Source organism: Gordonia sp. 852002-10350_SCH5691597, from assembly GCF_001665715.1.
Classification (GTDB): Bacteria; Actinomycetota; Actinomycetes; order Mycobacteriales; family Mycobacteriaceae; genus Gordonia; species Gordonia sputi.
Genome location: NZ_LZMO01000177.1, coordinates 18,972 through 37,830, shown reverse-complemented (window position 1 = coordinate 37,830; position 18,859 = coordinate 18,972). Strand labels below are relative to the sequence as shown.

Here is an 18,859-nt window from a genome sequence, read left to right as displayed (position 1 = left end):
GCCTCGTCCCACCGCACTCAGAAGAACCGCACAACACACGACCGCACAACACGACAACCGCACAACACGACAACCGCACAACACACAACAATGGCCCGCCCCCGGAAAGGGACGGGCCATTGCCGACTGTGAAGTTGTATGGAGCCGGCTCTTACTTGGCCTTCTCCAGCACCTCGACGAGACGCCAGTGCTTGGTCGCGGACAGCGGGCGGGTCTCCATGATCCGCACGCGGTCGCCGACGCCGGCATCGCCCTTCTCGTCGTGGGCCTTGACCTTGCTCGTGGTGCGGATGATCTTGCCGTACAGCGGGTGGCGCGTACGATCTTCCAGCTCGACCACGATGGTCTTCTGCATCTTGTCGCTGACGACGTAACCGATGCGCTCCTTGCGGCGGTTACGCTCCTGCGTCTGGGTTTCGGTCACCTTCTGGTCCTCACTCATGCGTCATCACCATCCGGTCCCGACGCCAGACCCAGCTCACGCTCGCGCATCACGGTGTAGATACGCGCGATCTCGCGACGCACGGTCCGCAGACGACGGTTGTTGTCGAGCTGGCCGGTGGCCATCTGGAACCGAAGGTTGAACAGCTCTTCCTTCGACTCTTTGAGCCGGTCGACCAGGTCGGTGTCGGTGAGCTCACGAAGCTCAGCCGCTGCAACTCCGAGTGCCATCAGAACTGCTCCTCTCTGGTCACGATCCGGGTCTTGATGGGCAGCTTGTGCTGCGCGCGGCGCAGGGCCTCGCGAGCGGTCTGCTCATCGGGGTAGGTCATTTCGAACAGCACGCGACCCGGCTTGACCGGGGCAACCCACCACTCGGGCGAACCCTTACCGGAACCCATGCGGGTCTCGGCAGGCTTCTTGGTCAGCGGGCGGTCGGGGAAGATGTTGATCCACACCTTGCCGCCACGCTTGATGTGCCGGTTGATGGCGATACGAGCGGACTCGATCTGACGGTTGGTGATGTAGGCGCTCTCCAGAGCCTGGATGCCGAAGTCACCGAACGTCACCTTGGTTCCGCCCTTGGCCTGGCCCTTGAGGCTCGGGTGATGCTGCTTGCGGTGCTTGACCCGACGAGGGATCAACATGCCTCAGCCCTCCTGCTTTTCTGCTCCGGCGCCGGCGCCAGCAGTTGCCTCGGCAGGAGCCTCCGCTGCCCGACCTGCGTCGGTGCTGGTGGCGGTGGTGCCAGAGGCACCGCTGCGGCGAGGACGGCTGGGACGACGCGGACGACGATCCTCGGCTGCCGGCGCGGCTGCGGACAGCTCACGCTTGCCACCGACGATGTCACCCTTGTAGATCCAGACCTTCACACCGATGCGGCCGAAGGTCGTCTTGGCTTCGTAGAGTCCGTAGTCGATGTCGGCGCGCAGCGTATGCAGCGGCACGCGACCTTCGCGGTAGAACTCACTGCGGCTCATTTCTGCACCGCCGAGGCGACCCGAGCACTGGACTCGGATGCCCTTCACGTTCGGCTGACGCATCGCCGACTGGATCGCCTTGCGCATCGCACGACGGAACGCCACGCGGTTGCTCAGCTGCTCCGCAACGCCCTGCGCCACGAGCTGGGCCTCCGACTCCGGGTTCTTGACCTCGAGGATGTTCAGCTGGACCTGCTTACCGGTCAGCTTCTCCAGGTCGCCACGGATGCGGTCGGCCTCGGCGCCACGGCGGCCGATGACGATGCCGGGACGAGCGGTGTGGATGTCGACGCGGACGCGGTCACGCGTGCGCTCGATCTCCACCTTGGCGATGCCTGCGCGCTCGAGCCCCGTCGAGAGGAGCTTGCGGATGGCGACATCTTCCTTCACGTACTCCGCGTACTGCTTGTCGGCGTACCACCGTGAACTCCAGTCGGTGGTGATGCCCAGACGGAAGCCGTGCGGGTTGATTTTCTGGCCCACTGTCAGGCTCCCTTCTTCTTCGGCTGACGCGACCGGCCGCGTGCGGACGATGCCTTCTCGGGAAGACTCTCGACCACAACAGTGATGTGGCTGGTGCGCTTGCGGATACGGAACGCGCGGCCCTGTGCGCGCGGCTGGAACCGCTTGAGCGTGGGGCCCTCGTCGGCGAATGCGGTGGCGACAACGAGCGTCCGGCGATCCAGATCCAGGTTGTTCTCCGCGTTCGCGACAGCGCTGGCGAGAACCTTGTAGACGGGCTCCGACGCCGACTGCGGTGCGAACCGCAGGATGTCGAGCGCCTCGTCGACGTTCTTGCCGCGGACCAGGTCGAGTACACGACGGGCCTTCATCGGCGTCACGCGAACGAACTTGGCCGTGGCCTTCGCGGTGGGATTATCGGTCTGCGTAGTCATTACCGGCGCTTCGCTTTCCGGTCATCCTTGATGTGACCCTTGAAGGTACGGGTGGGGGCGAACTCGCCCAGCTTGTGCCCGACCATGTTGTCCGAGACGAACACCGGGACGTGCTTGCGACCGTCGTGGACGGCGAAGGTGTGACCGATGAAGTCGGGGATGATGGTCGAACGACGCGACCAGGTCTTGATGACCTGCTTGGTGCCTTTTTCGTTCTGCGTGTCCACCTTGGCAAGCAGGTGGTCGTCGACGAACGGGCCCTTCTTGAGGCTGCGTGGCATTCTCTAACTCCCTCCTGTGCTTATCGCTTGTTCTTGCCGGTGCGACGGCGCCGGACGATCAGCTTGTCGCTGGCCTTGTTCTTACGGGTACGGCCCTCAGGCTGTCCCCACGGGCTGACCGGGTGGCGACCACCGGAGGTCTTGCCCTCGCCGCCACCGTGCGGGTGGTCGACCGGGTTCATCACGACACCACGGACGGTCGGGCGCTTGCCCTTCCACCGCATACGGCCGGCCTTACCCCAGTTGATGTTCGACTGCTCGGCGTTGCCGACCTCGCCGACGGTTGCGCGGCAGCGCACGTCGACGCGACGGATCTCGCCCGACGGCATACGGAGGGTCGCGTACGCGCCTTCCTTACCGAGGAGCTGGATCGAAGCGCCCGCGCTGCGAGCCATCTTCGCTCCGCCACCCGGACGCAGCTCAACAGCGTGCACCTGGGTACCGGTCGGGATGTTGCGCAGCGGCAGGTTGTTGCCGGGCTTGATGTCGGCGGCGGGACCGCTCTCCACCACGTCGCCCTGGGACAGACCCTTGGGCGCGATGATGTAGCGCTTCTCGCCGTCCACGAAGTGGAGCAGCGCGATGCGGGCGGTGCGGTTCGGGTCGTACTCGATGTGAGCGACCTTGGCGTTGACGCCGTCCTTGTCGTTACGACGGAAGTCGATCAAGCGGTATGCGCGCTTGTGACCGCCGCCCTTGTGCCGGGTGGTGATCCGGCCGTGTGCGTTACGTCCACCGCGACCGTGCAGCGGACGAACCAGCGACTTCTCGGGGTGGTCGCGAGTGATCTCGGCGAAATCAGCGCCGGACGATCCGCGACGACCCGGGGTCGTCGGCTTGTACTTACGAATAGCCATGAGTTCTCAGTCCTTCTCTGAAGTCCCGGTCAGCCGACCGGTCCTCCGAAGATCTCGATGGGCTTGCTGTCTGCGGTCAACGTGACGATCGCGCGCTTGGTGGACTTGCGCTGGCCGTAGCCTGCGCGGGTGCGCTTGCGCTTGCCCTGGCGGTTCGCGGTGTTGACGCTTGTGACGGTCACATCGAAGATCTGCTCGACGGCGATCTTGATCTGCGTCTTGTTCGAGTCCGGGTGAACCAGGAAGGTGTAGACGTTGTCCTCGATGAGTCCGTACGACTTCTCCGAGATCACCGGCGCCAGGATGATGTCACGCGGGTCAGCCTGCGTAGCCATGCTCAGGCCTCCTCTGTCTCATTGGCGACGGACTTGGCCGTCGACATGTTCTGTGCGATGAACGCGTTGAGCGTCTCGACGCTGAACACCAATTCGTCCGACTCGAGGACGTCGTAGGTGTTGAGCTGATCGGGAGCGATCGGCAGCACGTTCTTCAGGTTCGCAACGCTCTTCCACGCGGTCAGGTCTTCGCGGCCGAGCACGACGAGGAACTTACGTCGGGTGCTCAGTGCCTCCAAGAACTGCCGAGCGCTCTTGGTCGACGGCGCCTGGCCTGCGACGAGCTCGGTGATGACGTGGATGCGCTCGTTGCGAGCACGGTCACTCAGCGCGCCGCGCAGGGCGGCTGCCTTCATCTTCTTGGGGGTGCGCTGGCTGTAGTCGCGCGGCTGCGGGCCGTGCACGGTGCCACCACCGGTGAACTGCGGTGCGCGGGTCGAACCCTGGCGGGCGCGACCGGTGCCCTTCTGGCGGTACGGCTTGGCGCCGCCACCGCTGACCTGTCCACGGGTCTTGGTTGCGTGTGTGCCCTGGCGAGCGGCGGCCTGCTGGGCCACCACGACCTGGTGCATCAGTGCGATGTTCGCGGGTGCGTCGAAGATCTCGGCGGGCAGATCAACGGTTCCGTTGGTCTTGCCGTCGGCGGTCTTGACGTCCAGCGTCAGTTTCGTTGTGGTTTCGGTGCTCACTTGTTCGCACCACCCTTCACAGCGTCACGGACGACCACGATTCCGCCCTTACGGCCGGGGATGGCGCCCTTGATCAACAGCAGACCGGCCTCGGCGTCCACCTTGTGGACGGTGAGGTTCTGCGTGGTCACGGTGTCGTTACCCATGCGACCGGCCATCCGCATGCCCTTGAAGACACGACCCGGGGTGGCGCAGCCACCGATCGAGCCAGGGGCACGGTGCACGCGGTGCGCGCCGTGGCTGGCACCAAGGCCGGAGAAGCCGTGGCGCTTCATCGCGCCGGCAAATCCCTTGCCCTTGGAGGTGCCGGTGACATCCACCAGCGCACCGTCGGCGAAGATCTCGGCGGTCAGTTCCTGACCGACCTCGAACTCGCTGGTGTCGGCGACGCGGATCTCGGCCAGGTGGCGACGCGGCGTGACGCCTGCCTTCGCGAACTGGCCTGCGACCGGCTTGGTCACCTTGCGGGGATCGATCGCACCGTAGGCAAGCTGCACGGCGGTGTAGCCGTCACGCTCGGCGTTACGGAGCTGGGTGATGACGTTCGGGCCTGCCTGAATGACAGTGACCGGAACGACACGGTTGTTCTCGTCGAAAACCTGGGTCATGCCGAGCTTGGTGCCCAGAATGCCCTTGGTCGCGCTCTGATTACTCATGATTTCTCTTCGCCCCCGCCCTACTGGATGTTGACGTCGACACTGGCCGGAAGGTCGATGCGCATGAGCGCGTCGACGGTCTTCGGCGTCGGGTCGAGGATGTCGATGAGTCGCTTGTGAGTACGCATCTCGAAGTGCTCGCGGCTGTCCTTGTACTTATGCGGCGAGCGGATGACGCAGTACACGTTCTTTTCGGTGGGCAACGGCACCGGGCCGACGACGCGTGCACCCGTACGGGTCACGGTCTCCACGATCTTGCGCGCCGAAGCGTCGATCGCCTCGTGGTCGTAGGCCTTGAGCCTGATGCGGATCTTTTGTCCCGCCACGCTGTGTCCTCTTCCGTCAGTTGTTCTCGACAGACAAACACCGCGCACCTGGGGCCGACACCGGCCGGCGGGCACATAGATCTCCGCGTGAGTCGGGGATCGACGCTGTTCATCTGTCGTTGTACGTTGGCTCGTCGCTGGTACGAGCCGGTGTGCTCCGGCACCCGCGGTCGGGCGTGTCGTGTCCGTGAACCGGATTCGGCGCACGCGTTACACGCCCTTGGTCCCGAACTCGGGGGCCTTGGGAGTCATTCACCCGATCGGGGCCGCGGTGAAACCACGTCCGCCGGTCAAGGCAACCCGACAAGTATGCACCAGGTCGGGGCCTCGATTCAAATCCAGGTCGGGGCCAGCGGATTGTCTCACTGAGAACATGCGACGATACCCATCTACTTCCCTACTTCTCACCGACCGATTGGGAAACCGTGGACATCAGGCTCGACGACCCGACCGCCCCCTACGTCGCCGACCTTCTCGAGCATCATCTCCGTGAGCTGCGGTCGGTGATGTCGGAGTACGCCTTCGCCCTCGACGCCTCCGGCCTGTCGGCTCCTGGCGTCAGCTTCTGGACAACATGGACCGGCGAACCGGACGACCGACAACTCGCAGGATTCGTCGCCCTCAAAGAGCTGGACTCGACGCACGGCGAGGTGAAATCGATGCGCGCCGCTCCAACGGCACGCGGTACCGGCGTCGGCCGCGCGCTGCTGACTCATGTCATCGACGAGGCCCGTCGACGCGGGTACCGGCGGGTGAGTCTGGAAACCGGCACAGCGGAGCTGCACATTCCGGCGATCTCGCTGTACCGCAGTGCCGGGTTCGTGTCGTGCCCGCCGTTCGCCGACTACCAGGAGAGTCCGCACAACCAGTTCATGACGCTCTTGCTATAGCCAGTCCGTGCTCACCCAGCTCGATCCGCCGGCGGTGTGACATTTCCGAATCAATCGAGTCGGAATGTCGCCACGGGCGGTCCGAATCCGCGACACATGATTAGCGTGGACGCAGGGACATCCACATCCGGCCCGCCCAGCCCTCGGGTCGATGACAGGTCCGCACATGAGTACGGTCATCCCCCCGCGCGCCGACAAACCCCCACACTCTGGCAAAGCCGTCGGAACGCCACGCGCCGTCACGCCCATGCCGACGTCGAAACGTCCGCGTCCGAGCAACGTCACCCTCAAGGTGACCATGGCGCTGACCGGCACGGTGTTCGCACTGTTCGTGCTGGTTCACATGATCGGCAATCTGAAGGTCTACACCGGCCCCGGCCACTTCGACGACTACGCGCACTGGCTGCGCACCCTGCTCGAACCCCTTCTCCCCTACGAGGGGATGTTGTGGATCTTCCGCGCGGTCCTCGCGCTCTGCCTGGTACTGCACGTCGGAGCGTCGTTCATTCTGATCGGGCGCTCCCACAAGGCCAAGGGCCGCTTCCGGCGGAAGGGCATGAGCATCAAACGACTCCCCGCGACACTGATGCCCTACACGGGGCTGGTCCTACTGATCTTCATCGTCTTCCACATCCTCGACCTGACGACCGGGACCCGACCTGCGGCCAGCGACCACTTCGTGTCGACCACCGAGACCAGCTCGCACGCCTATCACAATCTCGTCGAGAGTCTGCAGCGCTGGCCGGTGGCCGCGTTTTACATCCTGGTGATGGTGCTCCTCGGCACGCATCTCGTGCACGGCCTGTGGAGCGTCGTCAACGACCTCGGCGCAACCGGGCACCGCACTCGACGCCTCGGCGCTCTCGTCGCGCTCGTCGTCGCGGCCGCGGTGATGATCGGCAACATCTCGATTCCCATCGCCGTTCTGGCGGGATTGGTGAGCTGACGATGACGCACACCGCACCCGACGCCGCGACGTCTGATCTCAGGGCCGACCGCGACGACCGTCGCCTGATCGGCACCGACGACCGTCGCGTGATCGGCACCGACGACCGTCGCCGCATCGGCACCGACCTGACCGGCGGAGTCCCCGACGGCGACCCGGCAACCGCGTGGCAGCGTCGACGCGACGCCTACAAGCTCGTCGGCCCGCTCAATCGGCGCAAGTTCACCGTGATCGTGGTGGGTACCGGCCTGGCCGGAGCCGGATGTGCCGCCGCTCTGGGCGAACTCGGCTACAACGTGTCGTCGTTCACCTTCCACGACGCCCCGCGGCGAGCCCACAGCGTTGCCGCGCAGGGCGGCATCAATGCCGCACGCGCACGCAAGGTCGACAACGACTCAGTGCACCGATTCGTCGTCGATACCGTCAAGGGTGGCGATTTCCGCGGCCGTGAGGCCGATGCCTTCCGCCTCGCGGAGGAGTCGGTGCGGGTCATCGATCACCTCAACGCCATCGGCGCACCCTTCGCCCGCGAGTACGGCGGATCGTTGGCCACCCGCAGCTTCGGCGGGGTGCAGGTGTCGCGCACCTACTACACGCGCGGCCAGACCGGCCAGCAGTTGCAGGTCGCGGCGTCGCAGGCGTTGCTCCGCCAGGTCGCGGCGGGCACCGTCACCCTTCACACCCGCCAGGAGATGCTCGATCTGATCGTGGCAGACGGCCGCGCACAGGGCATCGTCGTCCGCGACCTGGTGACCGGCGAGATCACCGCGCAGACCGCGCACGCCGTCGTGCTCGCGACCGGCGGGTACGGCACCGTCTACTTCCAGTCGACGCTGGCGCGCAACTGCAACGCGACGGCGTCGTGGCGGGCCCATCGTCGCGGTGCGCTGCTGGCATCGCCGTCGTTCATCCAGTTCCACCCGACCGCGCTGCCGGTCAGTGCCGAGTGGCAGTCCAAGACGACGCTCATGAGCGAGTCGCTACGCAACGACGGCCGCATCTGGGTTCCGAAGAAGGAGCACGACGACCGCGCTCCCGGTGACATTCCCGACGCCGAGCGCGACTACTACCTCGAACGCCGCTACCCCGCCTACGGCAACCTCACCCCGCGCGACGTCGCGTCGCGGGCGGCCGTGACCGAGATCAACAGCGGGCACGGGGTGGGGCCGCTGCACAACAGCGTCTACCTCGACTTCGCCGACGCCCTTGCGCGCCTTGGCAAATCGACCATCTCCGAGCGCTACGGCAATCTCTTCTCGATGTACCGCGACGCCACCGGCGAAGACCCCTACGAAGTCCCGATGCGTATCGCGCCCGCGGCTCACTTCACCATGGGCGGACTCTGGTCGGACTTCGACCAGATGTCGTCGATCCCAGGCCTTTTCGTCGGCGGAGAGGTGGGATGGGGCTATCACGGCGCCAACCGCCTCGGCGCCAACTCGCTGCTGTCGGCATGCGTCGACGGCTGGTTCACTCTCCCCTACTCCGTGCCGAATTACCTTGCGCCACTGCTCGGACAGGAACCGCTGCCACTCGATCACGAGGCTGTGCAGCACGCGGTCACATCGGTGCGTGATCGGATATCCCGGCTGATCGCGGTCGACGGAACCACCGGCCCGGATCGCTTCCACCGCAGGCTCGGCGAGATCCTCTATCGCGGCTGCGGCGTCATGCGCAGCGCCGACTCGTTGACGACGGCCATCGCCGAGATCCGCGAGCTGCGCGACGAATTCTGGTCCGACGTACGGGTTGTCGGCAGCGGCGCGCAGTTCAATCAGGAACTCGAACGGGCGGGCCGCGTCGCCGATTTCATGGAACTCGCCGAACTGATGTGCCTCGACGCGCTCGATCGCGACGAGTCGTGCGGCGCGCACTTCCGCGTCGAACACCAGACCGCGCAGGGTGAGGCGCTACGCGACGACGAGCATTGGACCTTCGCCTCCGCGTGGGAGACCACGCCAACCGGGGAGCAGATCCGCCACCGCGAACCACTCGAGTTCAGCGCGGTGCCATTGCAGACACGAAACTACAAGTGAGACTTGATCAGTGAGGATGCCGGCATGAGAATCACCATCGAAGCCTGGCGGCAGGCCGACGCCGACGACGACGGACGCTTCGAGAGCTACGTGGTCGACGACGCGACGGCCGAGATGTCGCTGCTCGACGTCCTCGACCGCCTCAACGATCATCTCGTCGACGCGGGCGAGCAACCCATCGCCTTCGACTCCGACTGCCGCGAGGGTGTGTGCGGCGCATGCGGAATGATGGTGAACGGCCGCCCACATGGCCCGACACCCAACACGCCGTCGTGTCGGCAACACCTCCGACACTTCGACGGCGCGACGCACCTGCGCCTGGAACCGTTGCGCGCGAGCAGTTTTCCGGTCATCCGCGACCTCGTCGTCGACCGGTCCGCACTCGACAGGGTGATCGAGGCGGGCGGGCACGTCGCGGTTGCGGCGGGTCAGGCCCCCGATGCCGACGCCGAACTCGTCGACCACAACACCAGCGAGAAGGCCCTCGACTACGCGGCCTGCATCGGCTGCGGCGCATGTGTTGCCGCCTGCCCCAACGGTGCCGCACATCTGTTCGCGGGCGCCAAACTGCTCCATCTGGCCGCACTGACCCAGAGCAAACAGGAGCGTGGCAGGCGGGCGCACGCGATCACCGGGCAGATGGAACAGGACTTCGGCCCGTGCTCCACCTACGGGGAGTGTGCCGACGTCTGCCCGGCCGGGATTCCGCTCGACGCCGTCGCCGGGGTCAACCGCGAGGCGTTGCGATTCGGATTGCGCCGCAAGGCGAATTGAGTGTCACCAGATCCCGATGAGCTTCACCAGATGCCGACGAGCTTCATCCAGGGCGCACCGATCGCGGTCCAGATGATGATGTTGACCACCGACATCAGGAAGCCGACGCGGAACCACTCACTGGTCTTGATGTAGCCCGACCCGTACATGACACCTGCCGGACCGGACGAGTAGTGCGCCAATCCGCCGAACAGGCTGCCGATGAAACCGAAGACCAGCGCACTGAACAGCGGCGGCGCTCCGGTGGCGACCGCCGCACCGAGGAACACGGCGTACATCGCGACGATCTGCGCGGTGTTCGACGCGAACAGATAGTGCACGTAGAAGTAGACGAGCGTGAGGACGGCGAACGCCACCAACCACGGCAGGCCGTCGACGCTGGACGCCACCTTGTCGCCGACCCAGTCGATCACCTTGAGCTTGCGGAGTTCGTCGGCCATCGCGACGAGCACACCGAAGAAGATCAGCGTCTGCCACGCTCCGGTGTCGGTGACGATGTCCTTCCACGTCAGCACGCCGGTGACGAGAAGAATCGCGATGCCCGCGAAGGCCGTCGTCGTCGCGTCGACGTTCAGTTGTTTGCCAAGACACCACAGGACGAGCAGCAGCACGAACGTGGCAGCGAGAATCCACTCGTTGCGCGACATCGAGCCGCTCTTCTTCAATTCGTCGCGCGCGAGGGCGGGGGCCTCCGGTGTCTTCTTGAGCGTCGGCGCGTAGATCTTCGACATCACCCACGGCGTCGCGACGAGGCTGACGAGACCGGGAACGATCGCGGCGAGGGCCCAGTTGCCCCAGGTGATCTCGATCTTCATCTTCTCCGCGGCCTCCTGGGCCAGCGGATTTCCCGCCATCGCGGTGAGGAACATGGCGGAGGTGACCACGTTGACCTGCAGCGCCGTCAGCATCAGGTAGGCGCCGAGTTTGCGCCGCGAGGCATCGGTCTTCGGCGTCGAGTCGACGAGTTCGGCGAGCGATCGCACGATCGGGTAGATCACTCCGCCCGCGCGTGCGGTGTTCGACGGCGTCGCGGGGGCAAGGATGAGATCGGCGATCCCCATCCCGTACGCCAACCCGAGACTCGACTTGCCTATTGCGCGCACGAAGATCAGCGCGACACGACGCCCGAGACCCGTGACGATGAACGCTTCGGCGATGAAGAACGACGCGACGATGAGCCAGATCGTCGCGTTCGAGAAGCCCGCGAGCGCTTCTTTGGGCGTCATCGTCTTGGTGACCATTGCCAGCGCGAGTCCGATGATCGCCACCGAACCCGTCGGCAGCGGCTGCAGGATCAGTCCCAGGATCGTCGCGACGAAGATCCCGAGCATGTGCATGCCGTTGGCGTCGACGCCTGCCGGAGCCGGGATGAAGTAGATGATCACGCCGACGATCAGCGGAATACCGCCGCGCCCCCACGTCGGGCTGAGATGGAAATGGTGCGGGTGGTCAGCGTGGTCGGCGCTCGACGTCGGGCTGTCCGAATCGCCGTGGTCGGTCGCATCGGACTGCTCGGTCGAACTGGGCTGGTCGGTCGACTCCGGGTGATCTGAGGGCGGTGGGTCCTTCTCGGAAGGAGGCGTCACCCCATCAAGGTTCCTCGCCCGAGTAGCATCCGGGCAATGTCCGACGCCAAATCGTCATCAACGCCAACGTCCGTGACCCGCGCTGCTCTCTCGCCCACCTACGCACTGCGCCAAAAACTTCCCGACAACGCGCTCGGAAAAGCGCTCTTCTCCCTCGGGATGTCGGTGCGCGTGCCGTACTTCGGCACAATCCTGCCGTTCGTCGACGAGATGCGGCCCGGATACTGCAAGGTCACCGCACCCAAGTGGTTCGGCGTCTACAACCACATCCACACCTTCCACGCCATCGCGGCATGTAACCTCGCCGAGGTTGCGATGGGCATGCTGATGGAGGCGACGACACCGACGACGCATCGGTGGATTCCGAAGGGAATGACCGCCGACTACCTGACCAAGGCGACCACCCGCCTGTCGGCCGTCGCCACGCTCGCCGAACCCGTCGACTTCGCCGCCATCGACTCCGGACGTGATGTGGTGGTGTCGATCTCGATCACCGACACGCAGGGCGTCGAGGTCGTCCACTGCGAGATCACCACCTGGGTCACGCCGACCACGTGACCTGGCGCGCCGCACTCGCCCTGCCGGGCCCTGGCGAAACTCCTAGGCTGAACAAGTCAAGCAACCGAGAGGACTGACTACATGTGTGGCATCTGCGGTGAAATCCGGTTCGACGGCTCGGCGCCCGACGCCTCCGCCGTCGACACCATGACCTGCTCGATGACCCGTCGCGGTCCCGACGGTTCAGGACTGTTCGTGAAGGGGTCGGTGGCCCTCGGGCATCGACGGCTCAAGATCATCGACCTGTCCGAACGCGGCGCGCAGCCGATGGTCGACTCCGAACTCGGCCTCGCGATGGTGTTCAACGGTTGCATCTACAACTACAAGGAACTGCGCGCAGAACTCGAGGACAAGGGCTACCGCTTCTTCTCCCACGCCGACAGTGAAGTGATCATCAAGGCGTTTCACGCCTGGGGCACCGACTGCGTCGATCACCTCATCGGGATGTTCGCGTTCGCCGTCGTCGACACCGACTCCGGTGTGGTGACCCTCGCGCGCGACCGGCTGGGAATCAAACCGCTCTATCTCTCGGAGACTCCCGGACGGCTGCGATTCGCGTCGTCGTTGCAGGCACTCCTGCGCGCGGGCGATGTCGACACGACGCTCGATCGTGTTGCGCTGCATCACTATTTCAGCTTCCACGCCGTGGTTCCCGCACCCCACACCATCTACAACGGTGTGCGCAAGTTGCCGCCAGCCACCGTGCGCGTCATCCAGCCCGACGGGCGCAGCACCGAACGCCGTTACTGGGAACCGGTTTTCGCGCCCGATCCCAGCCGTGCCGACTGGGACGCGGTGCGCTGGCAGGACGAATTGATGGATTCGCTGCGCACCTCGGTTCGACGTCGCATGGTCGCCGACGTCCCCGTCGGTGTGCTGCTCTCCGGCGGAATCGATTCGTCGTTGGTCGTGGCGCTGCTCGCCGAGCAGGGGCAGAAGGATCTCGCGACATTCAGCATCGGATTCGATTCCGCGGGAGGCGAATCCGGCGACGAGTACGCCTACTCCGACCTCATCGCCGACACCTTCGGCACCGATCACCACAAGATCCACATCGGCACCGATCGCCTCCTGCCCGCCGTGCCCGACACCATCGCGGCCATGAGCGAGCCCATGATCAGCCACGACTGCGTCGCCTTCTATCTCCTGTCGCAGGAGGTCAGTAAGTCGATCAAGGTGGTGCAGTCGGGGCAGGGCGCCGACGAGATCCTCGGCGGCTACTCGTGGTATCCCCCGCTGCAGGGAATCGCACGCGAAGAGACAACCAAGGCCTACCGCGAGGTCTTCTTCGACCGCTCGCACGCCGATATCCTGGCACTGCTCAACGATCAGTACCTGCTCGGCGACAGCAACTACGACCCCAGTTGGGAGTTCGCACTCGCGCACCAATCGGCCCCCGGCGCCGATTCAGCCGTCGACGCAGCGTTGCGTCTCGACACCACCGTCATGCTGGTCGACGACCCGGTGAAACGAGTCGACACGATGACGATGGCGTGGGGTCTCGAAGCACGTGTGCCGTTCCTCGACCATCAATTCGTCGAGCTCGCCGCGACATGCCCGCCCGACCTCAAGCTGAATCCGAGTGGCAAAGGGGTGCTCAAGGAGGCATCTCGAAAGTTGTTGCCCGCAGCGGTGATCGACCGCACCAAGGGCTACTTCCCCGTCCCCGGCATCCGCCACCTCGAGGGCGGCGTACTCGATCTCGTCACCGACACCCTGCGCGCGCAGTCGGCGAAAGACCGTGCCCTGTATCGGCCCGAGACCCTAGACCGGTTGTTTGCCGATCCCAACGGCACGCGCACCACGCTCGATTCCAACGAGTTGTGGCAGCTTGCCGTACTCGAAATGTGGCTGCAGACCATGGAAGACATCACCCCAAGGTGAGCGCGGACGACATCACGGACACCGGAATCGTCGACGAACAGGTCGCCGAGACCACTCTCGTCAACTTCGATGATCGCGGGTGGCACACCTACGGGCCGTCGGTCTCGCCGGACGGCCGGGCGTTCGCCTACATCGTCGACGACGGCGCAGGGTATCCGCGTGCGGCACAGCGTGTGTTGTCGCCCGAGGGTGTCGGCGAGCTGCGCTGGGTCAGCGTTCCCGCAACCGGCCCCGTCCGCAAGCTCGTGCACTCGATGGACGGCGAATGGCTCGCCGTCGAGTTGGCGCCGAGTGGCGGTGAGCACCACCAGGTCTGGGTCGTCACCACTGATCCCGACGACAACAGGTCGCATCGCATCGGGAGCAACCGCCAGGAGACCGAATCCGACTGGTCGAACAGGGCGACCCTCGGTTCGCGACGTTCGTTCGGAACGGTCTCGCTCGTCGGCTGGGACACCGATTGGGTTCTGATCACCGCGACGACCCCCGATGGCACGGCGTATTCGGTTCGCGCACATCCGGGAACGGGCGCGACCGAGATACTCGATGTCCGCGTCGGCGGCGAGTTGATCGACTCCTGGAAGGGTGCTGCGCTCCTTCGCGTCGGCCCGCGCGGATACCGCGATATGCTGCTGCTGCGCCGCAACGACGCAGAGGACAACACCGGCTCGGACGAGATGTCGATGTCGACCATCCTGCCCAACGATCCCGGCTCGGTGACCGATCAGGGCTACATCCTCGACCAGGGATTCGACCACCCGTCGCTCGTGTTCGTCGGCCCCCCACAGGATTCCAGCCGCGATCTCGACAGCGTGCAGGCCTTGGTGACGAGCGATTTCGACGCCAAGTTCCCCCGCCTGCTCGGCGTCGAGGTCTCCAAGACCGGAAAGCGTTTCCGTGTCCTCGCCCAGCGCGCAGGCGCGGGACTCGACGAGTTCGCGGTCAGTAACGACCAGTCGACGGTCGCGATGCTCTGGAACGTGGGCGGCCGAAGCGAACTGCAGATCCTCACACTGCCGGATCAGACTCTGCACGAACCGATCCCACTGCCCGGCGACGTCGCGTCGGATCTGTCGATCAGTGCCGCCGGAACCATTGTCGCGCTGACCATTTCGTGCCCACAGCACTCACCGCTCGTCCATCTCGTGCACACGCCGACATCCACCGTGACCCCGATCCGCGACGACGTCGTCACCGGCACCGGACCGTCGTCGGCGCTGCGTCCGGAGTACCGCGAGTTCTCCGCGCGCGACGGGATGCCCTTGTCCGGCTGGCTGTACCGCGCCAAGAGTACCGACGTCGGCCCGCCGCCGTGTCTGCTGTACTTCCACGGCGGCCCCGAGGCCGAAACCCGTCCCGACTACCAGTTCCTGTTCGGACCACTCGTCGACGCCGGGATCTCGGTGTTCGCACCCAATGTGCGCGGGTCCTCGGGTTACGGTCGTCTCTTCTCGCACGCCGACGACCGGTACGGACGGTACGCGGGCATCGACGACGCGGCCGACTGTGCGGCGCATGTGTGTTCGTCCGGCGTTGCCGATCCCGACCGCCTCTACGTCTCGGGACGCTCCTACGGCGGTTACCTCACGTTGGCGGCGTTGACTTTTCATCCAGAAGTGTTCGCCGCGGGCATCGCGATCTGCGGCATGAGCGACCTCGAGTCGTTCTTCCGGAACACCGAACCGTGGATCGCCGTCGCGGCGTACACCAAGTACGGGCACCCCGAATCCGATCGCGAACTACTCCGCGATCTCTCCCCGATCCATCGCATCGACGACATCACCGCGCCGCTGCTGGTGGTCCACGGCGCACACGACACCAACGTGCCGGTCAGCGAGTCCCAACAGATGGTCGACGAGTTGCGTGCCCGCGGCGGGATCGCCGAACTTCTGATGTTCGACGACGAGGGCCACGAGATCGTCAAGCGCCACAATCAGCAGCGACTCACCGAAGCTGTGGCGCAATGGATCACACGTCACCCCTCTGCGGCGTCAGCACATCGGGAAGTTCGAGACCGCAAGCAGGGGCACGTGCACCATGAGTAGCAAGATGACCAACCGCCTGCTCGTCCAGCTCGCCGAGACCCGGTCGGGTAACGATCGCGCCAACGTGCTCGAGGAACTGCGTCGACTCATTCTCTCCGGCGGCGCTCCCCCCGGAACTCAGATCATGCTCGCCGACATCGCCGACGCGTTCGGGGTCAGCGCGATCCCCGTCCGTGAAGCACTGAAAACCCTTGTCGGCGAAGGCCTCGTCGACCACCAGCGCAATTCGGGATACCACGTCAGCCAACTGTCCCTTGCCGAACTCAAGGAGATCTACTTCGTTCGCGGCGTACTCGAGCAGGCCGCTCTCGCCCGATCCGTCTCGAACATCACGGATGCCCAGATCGCTGCGGCCACCGAGTTTCACCAGGAACTCCTGACCGCAACGAAGTTCAATGACGGCAAGGCCTTTCACGACGTGTCGCGGCGGTTCCACACCACTCTGACCGCCCCGTGCGCGATGCCGCGTCTACTCAACATGTTCGACGCGACGTGGAACCTCACCGAACCGTTCCAGGTGATGCGGTCCGTCGACTCCCCGACCCAGGCGAAGCTGAATTCCGACCACGCCGACCTTCTCGCCGCCTTCACCGCCCGGGATACATCGGCCGTCCTCGCCGCCGCGGGTGTTCATCACGCCCGGCTCGAAGAAGCGATCATCGAGACCAGCGAATCACTCCGCGTGCGCCCGGATCTCGGCTGACGGAGCGTTCCGCGATGTCGACTCGGCATCCGGGTTCGCCTCATGATCGGATGCCGCGACGGAGATGTCGGAGGTGGCCGACGCGGCGTCGTGAGTAGAGGCCGCGCGCGGAAAGGCAAGGCGTACCGACAGATACGCGAACACCGGTCCCAGGAAGTTCATCGCGACCACCGACACCCACGCGGCCCAGGGATTTCCCGCGTCGAACCCGAACCCGCCGAAGAAGGTCGCAAAGTACGACGCGAACCCGAGGAACATGCCCGGGATCAACGCGAGCGCCGCGATCCTTCCGGAGAACATCAATGCCGAATTGACCACGAAGATGATGACAGCCAGCACGAGGTTCTGCGCAAACCGTCCCTCCCCGGCGATCGTGCCGATGTGCGTATCGATGAGCACGATGACGAGCGCGAACGTCGACCCCACCGGCATCGTCAGCCACAATCGTTTTGCATTCGCCCAGGATGGGCCGCCGAGCAGGAACGTTCCGGCCCAACCGATGAAGATCGCCCACGGCGGTAAGTTGAGCGCGGTCCCGCCGATGAACGCGGTCAGACCCGCGAGGATGGACGCGACGATCTCGTGGGGAATGCGGTCACGCATGGACAACCTCCAGTAGTTCGGTGGATCGGGTGGTACGGGCGACGACGCGTCCGTCTTTGATGACAAAACAGCGGTCCGGACGATCAAGTAGCGCGTCGGCGACACTGTGTGTCGACAGCACAACGAGATCCGCTCGCCGGCCAGGCGCGATCCCGTACCGGTCGGCGATACCGACGATGTCGGCGGCGGAGTAGGTGGCCATGTTCAGCACCCTGGCGAGATCGTCGGGACCGGACAGATGCGAGATCTGCGCGAGAAACAGTCCGATGTCGAGCAGATCGGCATTTCCGTAGGGCGTGAAGGCGTTGCGCACGTTGTTCGACGAGAAGGCGCATTGCACACCCGCTTCCCACAGATCGCGCACCGGAACCACACCTCGTCGAATGTTGTGGGTGTCGGTGCGCCCGCCGAGGTGAATGTCGGTGGCCGGCAGGGGAACCACCGCGACGCCCGACGCCGCGAGGTCGGCGAGCACGGCGCGACGCTCACTGACGGGCAGGCCCGCCAACGACGTCATGTGCCCCACCGCGACCCGCCCCGCCATACCGCGGTCTGCGGTGACCGCGGCGATCCGTGCGGCCAGACCGAAACGCGGATCGGACGCGTCGTCGGCGAAGTCGGCGTGCATGTCGACTCTTACCCCGAACTCCTCGGCGAGGTCGAAGACCATGTCGATGTGGCGGTGGCAGTCGGCGACGTCGGCTTCGTTGTAGGTACACCCGCCCACCACATCGGCGCCGCGGCGCAGCGCTTCACGCATCAGGTCGATGGTGCCGGGCGCCTTGAGAATTCCCTCCTGTGGAAAGGCGACGATCTGCAGATCGATGCGCCCGCGATACTCGTCGCGCAGCTCGAGCAGGACCTCGACGCCAAGCAGTCCGATGATCGGGTCCACATCGGGATGAGCCCGAATCAGGCTGGTGCCGTTGATGATCGCCTGATCGATCACCTGCCGTGCACGGTCGGCGACAGCATCCGGGGTGAAGCGACGTTTGAGCGCGCCGGTCACCGAGATCGCACCCGCGAGCGTGCCGTCCCGGTTGGGTTCCTCCTTGTCGAGGAGCGCCTTGTCGAGGTGCATGTGCGATTCGATCAGGCCCGGAATCACCACGCGGCCCGCACATTCGATTGTCTCGACTGCCACGGCCGTGCTCTGCGAACAGATCTCGCGAATGTGCCCGTCGTCGATCTCGATGTCGACGAGTGGGCCATCGTCAGACAACCGTGCGTCGCGCAGAACCAGGTCCATGTGGTCGCTCCTTCGGTGGTTCGACGCCGCGTCCCACGGCGTCGAGATCTGTCTTCACCTTCGGTCGGAGTTGTTTCCTCGCACTGCACGAGCCGTAACGCATCGGTTAAAGTTGGTCATACCA

Annotated in this window: 22 protein-coding genes; 8 read left to right on the top strand and 14 right to left on the bottom strand. The window is 65.2% G+C overall.

Translation table 11 applies throughout. From position 1 onward, the window contains the following. Nucleotides 1-151 precede the first annotated feature (151 nt). The 11 genes from rpsQ to rpsJ are packed head-to-tail and all read right to left on the bottom strand — an operon-like array spanning nt 152 to nt 5,461. Nucleotides 152-442: a 30S ribosomal protein S17 gene (rpsQ, locus tag A5777_RS12395; RefSeq protein WP_005170322.1), complete on the bottom strand. Its 291-nt coding sequence runs from the start codon at nt 440-442 to the stop codon at nt 152-154. Continuing rightward, on the bottom strand, nt 439-672 hold the full coding sequence (gene rpmC, locus A5777_RS12390) for a 50S ribosomal protein L29 (RefSeq protein WP_005170321.1): 234 nt from the start codon (nt 670-672) through the stop codon (nt 439-441). Before rpmC ends, rpsQ begins: the two co-directional genes overlap by 4 nt. Then, nucleotides 672-1,088: a 50S ribosomal protein L16 gene (gene rplP / locus A5777_RS12385; protein WP_005203950.1), complete on the bottom strand. Its 417-nt coding sequence runs from the start codon at nt 1,086-1,088 to the stop codon at nt 672-674. The genes rpmC and rplP overlap by 1 nt, the downstream gene beginning before the upstream one ends. A 3-nt stretch (nt 1,089-1,091) precedes the next feature. Beyond that, nucleotides 1,092-1,904, bottom strand: a complete 813-nt coding sequence (gene rpsC, locus A5777_RS12380; protein ID WP_005170317.1) for a 30S ribosomal protein S3 — start codon at nt 1,902-1,904, stop codon at nt 1,092-1,094. Nucleotides 1,905-1,906: 2 nt separating this feature from the next. Continuing rightward, nucleotides 1,907-2,317 carry a 50S ribosomal protein L22 gene (rplV, locus tag A5777_RS12375; protein WP_005170314.1) on the bottom strand — a complete coding sequence of 137 codons (411 nt, stop codon included), beginning with the start codon at nt 2,315-2,317 and terminating at the stop codon, nt 1,907-1,909. Continuing rightward, nucleotides 2,317-2,598, bottom strand: coding sequence for a 30S ribosomal protein S19 (gene rpsS / locus A5777_RS12370; protein ID WP_005203946.1), 282 nt, complete (start codon nt 2,596-2,598; stop codon nt 2,317-2,319). The genes rplV and rpsS overlap by 1 nt, the downstream gene beginning before the upstream one ends. A gap of 20 nt (nt 2,599-2,618) precedes the next feature. Next, nucleotides 2,619-3,455, bottom strand: coding sequence for a 50S ribosomal protein L2 (gene rplB / locus A5777_RS12365; RefSeq protein WP_005203943.1), 837 nt, complete (start codon nt 3,453-3,455; stop codon nt 2,619-2,621). A 29-nt stretch (nt 3,456-3,484) separates the two neighbouring features. Further along, nucleotides 3,485-3,790 (bottom strand): 50S ribosomal protein L23, encoded by a 306-nt coding sequence (rplW, locus tag A5777_RS12360; RefSeq protein WP_005203935.1) that lies wholly within the window; start codon nt 3,788-3,790, stop codon nt 3,485-3,487. Nucleotides 3,791-3,792: 2 nt separating this feature from the next. After that, nucleotides 3,793-4,479 (bottom strand): 50S ribosomal protein L4, encoded by a 687-nt coding sequence (gene rplD / locus A5777_RS12355; protein ID WP_064862859.1) that lies wholly within the window; start codon nt 4,477-4,479, stop codon nt 3,793-3,795. Next, entirely contained in the window at nt 4,476-5,135 is a 660-nt protein-coding gene (gene rplC, locus A5777_RS12350; RefSeq protein WP_064862858.1) for a 50S ribosomal protein L3, read from the bottom strand. The genes rplD and rplC overlap by 4 nt, the downstream gene beginning before the upstream one ends. 20 nt (nt 5,136-5,155) lie before the next feature. After that, nucleotides 5,156-5,461 (bottom strand): 30S ribosomal protein S10, encoded by a 306-nt coding sequence (gene rpsJ / locus A5777_RS12345; protein WP_003938093.1) that lies wholly within the window; start codon nt 5,459-5,461, stop codon nt 5,156-5,158. 425 nt (nt 5,462-5,886) lie between these two features. On the opposite strand from rpsJ, the gene A5777_RS12340 reads away from it, so the two are divergent. The 4 genes from A5777_RS12340 (at nt 5,887) to A5777_RS12325 (ending at nt 10,107) form a co-directional block, all read left to right on the top strand. Next, nucleotides 5,887-6,351 carry a GNAT family N-acetyltransferase gene (locus tag A5777_RS12340; RefSeq protein ID WP_064862857.1) on the top strand — a complete coding sequence of 155 codons (465 nt, stop codon included), beginning with the start codon at nt 5,887-5,889 and terminating at the stop codon, nt 6,349-6,351. Nucleotides 6,352-6,517: 166 nt separating this feature from the next. Next, nucleotides 6,518-7,297 (top strand): succinate dehydrogenase cytochrome b subunit, encoded by a 780-nt coding sequence (locus A5777_RS12335; protein ID WP_064862856.1) that lies wholly within the window; start codon nt 6,518-6,520, stop codon nt 7,295-7,297. A 2-nt stretch (nt 7,298-7,299) separates the two neighbouring features. Continuing rightward, the gene (locus tag A5777_RS12330; RefSeq protein ID WP_197501265.1) at nt 7,300-9,333 is read left to right on the top strand and encodes a fumarate reductase/succinate dehydrogenase flavoprotein subunit; all 2,034 of its coding nucleotides are present in this window, start codon (nt 7,300-7,302) and stop codon (nt 9,331-9,333) included. A gap of 24 nt (nt 9,334-9,357) precedes the next feature. Further along, complete coding sequence (locus A5777_RS12325) at nt 9,358-10,107, top strand: succinate dehydrogenase/fumarate reductase iron-sulfur subunit (protein ID WP_064862855.1); 750 nt, start codon at nt 9,358-9,360, stop codon at nt 10,105-10,107. Nucleotides 10,108-10,130: 23 nt separating this feature from the next. Here A5777_RS12325 and A5777_RS12320 read toward each other — a convergent pair whose 3' ends face one another. Further along, nucleotides 10,131-11,693, bottom strand: a complete 1,563-nt coding sequence (locus A5777_RS12320; RefSeq protein ID WP_064862854.1) for an anion permease — start codon at nt 11,691-11,693, stop codon at nt 10,131-10,133. Nucleotides 11,694-11,729: 36 nt separating this feature from the next. Between A5777_RS12320 and A5777_RS12315 the strand changes: the two genes are divergently transcribed. The 4 genes from A5777_RS12315 to A5777_RS12300 all read left to right on the top strand — a co-directional run bounded on the left by A5777_RS12315 (nt 11,730) and on the right by A5777_RS12300 (nt 16,883). Then, nucleotides 11,730-12,251, top strand: coding sequence for a hotdog fold domain-containing protein (locus A5777_RS12315; RefSeq protein ID WP_064862853.1), 522 nt, complete (start codon nt 11,730-11,732; stop codon nt 12,249-12,251). A gap of 81 nt (nt 12,252-12,332) precedes the next feature. Then, nucleotides 12,333-14,135, top strand: a complete 1,803-nt coding sequence (locus A5777_RS12310) for an N-acetylglutaminylglutamine amidotransferase (RefSeq protein ID WP_064862852.1) — start codon at nt 12,333-12,335, stop codon at nt 14,133-14,135. Continuing rightward, nucleotides 14,132-16,180 (top strand): S9 family peptidase, encoded by a 2,049-nt coding sequence (locus A5777_RS12305; protein WP_156527331.1) that lies wholly within the window; start codon nt 14,132-14,134, stop codon nt 16,178-16,180. Before A5777_RS12310 ends, A5777_RS12305 begins: the two co-directional genes overlap by 4 nt. Continuing rightward, nucleotides 16,173-16,883 (top strand): GntR family transcriptional regulator, encoded by a 711-nt coding sequence (locus A5777_RS12300; protein WP_197502370.1) that lies wholly within the window; start codon nt 16,173-16,175, stop codon nt 16,881-16,883. Before A5777_RS12305 ends, A5777_RS12300 begins: the two co-directional genes overlap by 8 nt. Here the strand turns inward: A5777_RS12300 and A5777_RS12295 are convergent. Both A5777_RS12295 and A5777_RS12290 read right to left on the bottom strand, forming a co-directional pair. Continuing rightward, a complete protein-coding gene (locus A5777_RS12295) occupies nt 16,854-17,486 on the bottom strand; it encodes a DUF1097 domain-containing protein (RefSeq protein ID WP_064862851.1) in 633 nt (210 codons plus the stop codon). The two genes, A5777_RS12300 and A5777_RS12295, sit on opposite strands and share 30 nt — an antisense overlap. Beyond that, nucleotides 17,479-18,735: an amidohydrolase family protein gene (locus A5777_RS12290; RefSeq protein WP_064862850.1), complete on the bottom strand. Its 1,257-nt coding sequence runs from the start codon at nt 18,733-18,735 to the stop codon at nt 17,479-17,481. The genes A5777_RS12295 and A5777_RS12290 overlap by 8 nt, the downstream gene beginning before the upstream one ends. Between the last annotated feature and the right edge of the window lie 124 nt (nt 18,736-18,859).

What these genes read in the sequence shown, in the direction of transcription:
- rpsQ (WP_005170322.1), bottom strand. Translation starts at nt 442, where the DNA reads ATGAGTGAGGACCAGAAGGTGACCGAAACCCAGACGCAGGAGCGTAAC.
- rpmC (WP_005170321.1), bottom strand. Translation starts at nt 672, where the DNA reads ATGGCACTCGGAGTTGCAGCGGCTGAGCTTCGTGAGCTCACCGACACC.
- rplP (WP_005203950.1), bottom strand. Translation starts at nt 1,088, where the DNA reads ATGTTGATCCCTCGTCGGGTCAAGCACCGCAAGCAGCATCACCCGAGC.
- rplV (WP_005170314.1), bottom strand. Translation starts at nt 2,317, where the DNA reads ATGACTACGCAGACCGATAATCCCACCGCGAAGGCCACGGCCAAGTTC.
- rpsS (WP_005203946.1), bottom strand. Translation starts at nt 2,598, where the DNA reads ATGCCACGCAGCCTCAAGAAGGGCCCGTTCGTCGACGACCACCTGCTT.
- rplB (WP_005203943.1), bottom strand. Translation starts at nt 3,455, where the DNA reads ATGGCTATTCGTAAGTACAAGCCGACGACCCCGGGTCGTCGCGGATCG.
- rplW (WP_005203935.1), bottom strand. Translation starts at nt 3,790, where the DNA reads ATGGCTACGCAGGCTGACCCGCGTGACATCATCCTGGCGCCGGTGATC.
- rplC (WP_064862858.1), bottom strand. Translation starts at nt 5,135, where the DNA reads ATGAGTAATCAGAGCGCGACCAAGGGCATTCTGGGCACCAAGCTCGGC.
- A5777_RS12335 (WP_064862856.1), top strand. Translation starts at nt 6,518, where the DNA reads ATGAGTACGGTCATCCCCCCGCGCGCCGACAAACCCCCACACTCTGGC.
- A5777_RS12330 (WP_197501265.1), top strand. Translation starts at nt 7,300, where the DNA reads ATGACGCACACCGCACCCGACGCCGCGACGTCTGATCTCAGGGCCGAC.
- A5777_RS12325 (WP_064862855.1), top strand. Translation starts at nt 9,358, where the DNA reads ATGAGAATCACCATCGAAGCCTGGCGGCAGGCCGACGCCGACGACGAC.
- A5777_RS12315 (WP_064862853.1), top strand. Translation starts at nt 11,730, where the DNA reads ATGTCCGACGCCAAATCGTCATCAACGCCAACGTCCGTGACCCGCGCT.
- A5777_RS12310 (WP_064862852.1), top strand. Translation starts at nt 12,333, where the DNA reads ATGTGTGGCATCTGCGGTGAAATCCGGTTCGACGGCTCGGCGCCCGAC.
- A5777_RS12300 (WP_197502370.1), top strand. Translation starts at nt 16,173, where the DNA reads ATGAGTAGCAAGATGACCAACCGCCTGCTCGTCCAGCTCGCCGAGACC.
- A5777_RS12295 (WP_064862851.1), bottom strand. Translation starts at nt 17,486, where the DNA reads ATGCGTGACCGCATTCCCCACGAGATCGTCGCGTCCATCCTCGCGGGT.
- A5777_RS12290 (WP_064862850.1), bottom strand. Translation starts at nt 18,735, where the DNA reads ATGGACCTGGTTCTGCGCGACGCACGGTTGTCTGACGATGGCCCACTC.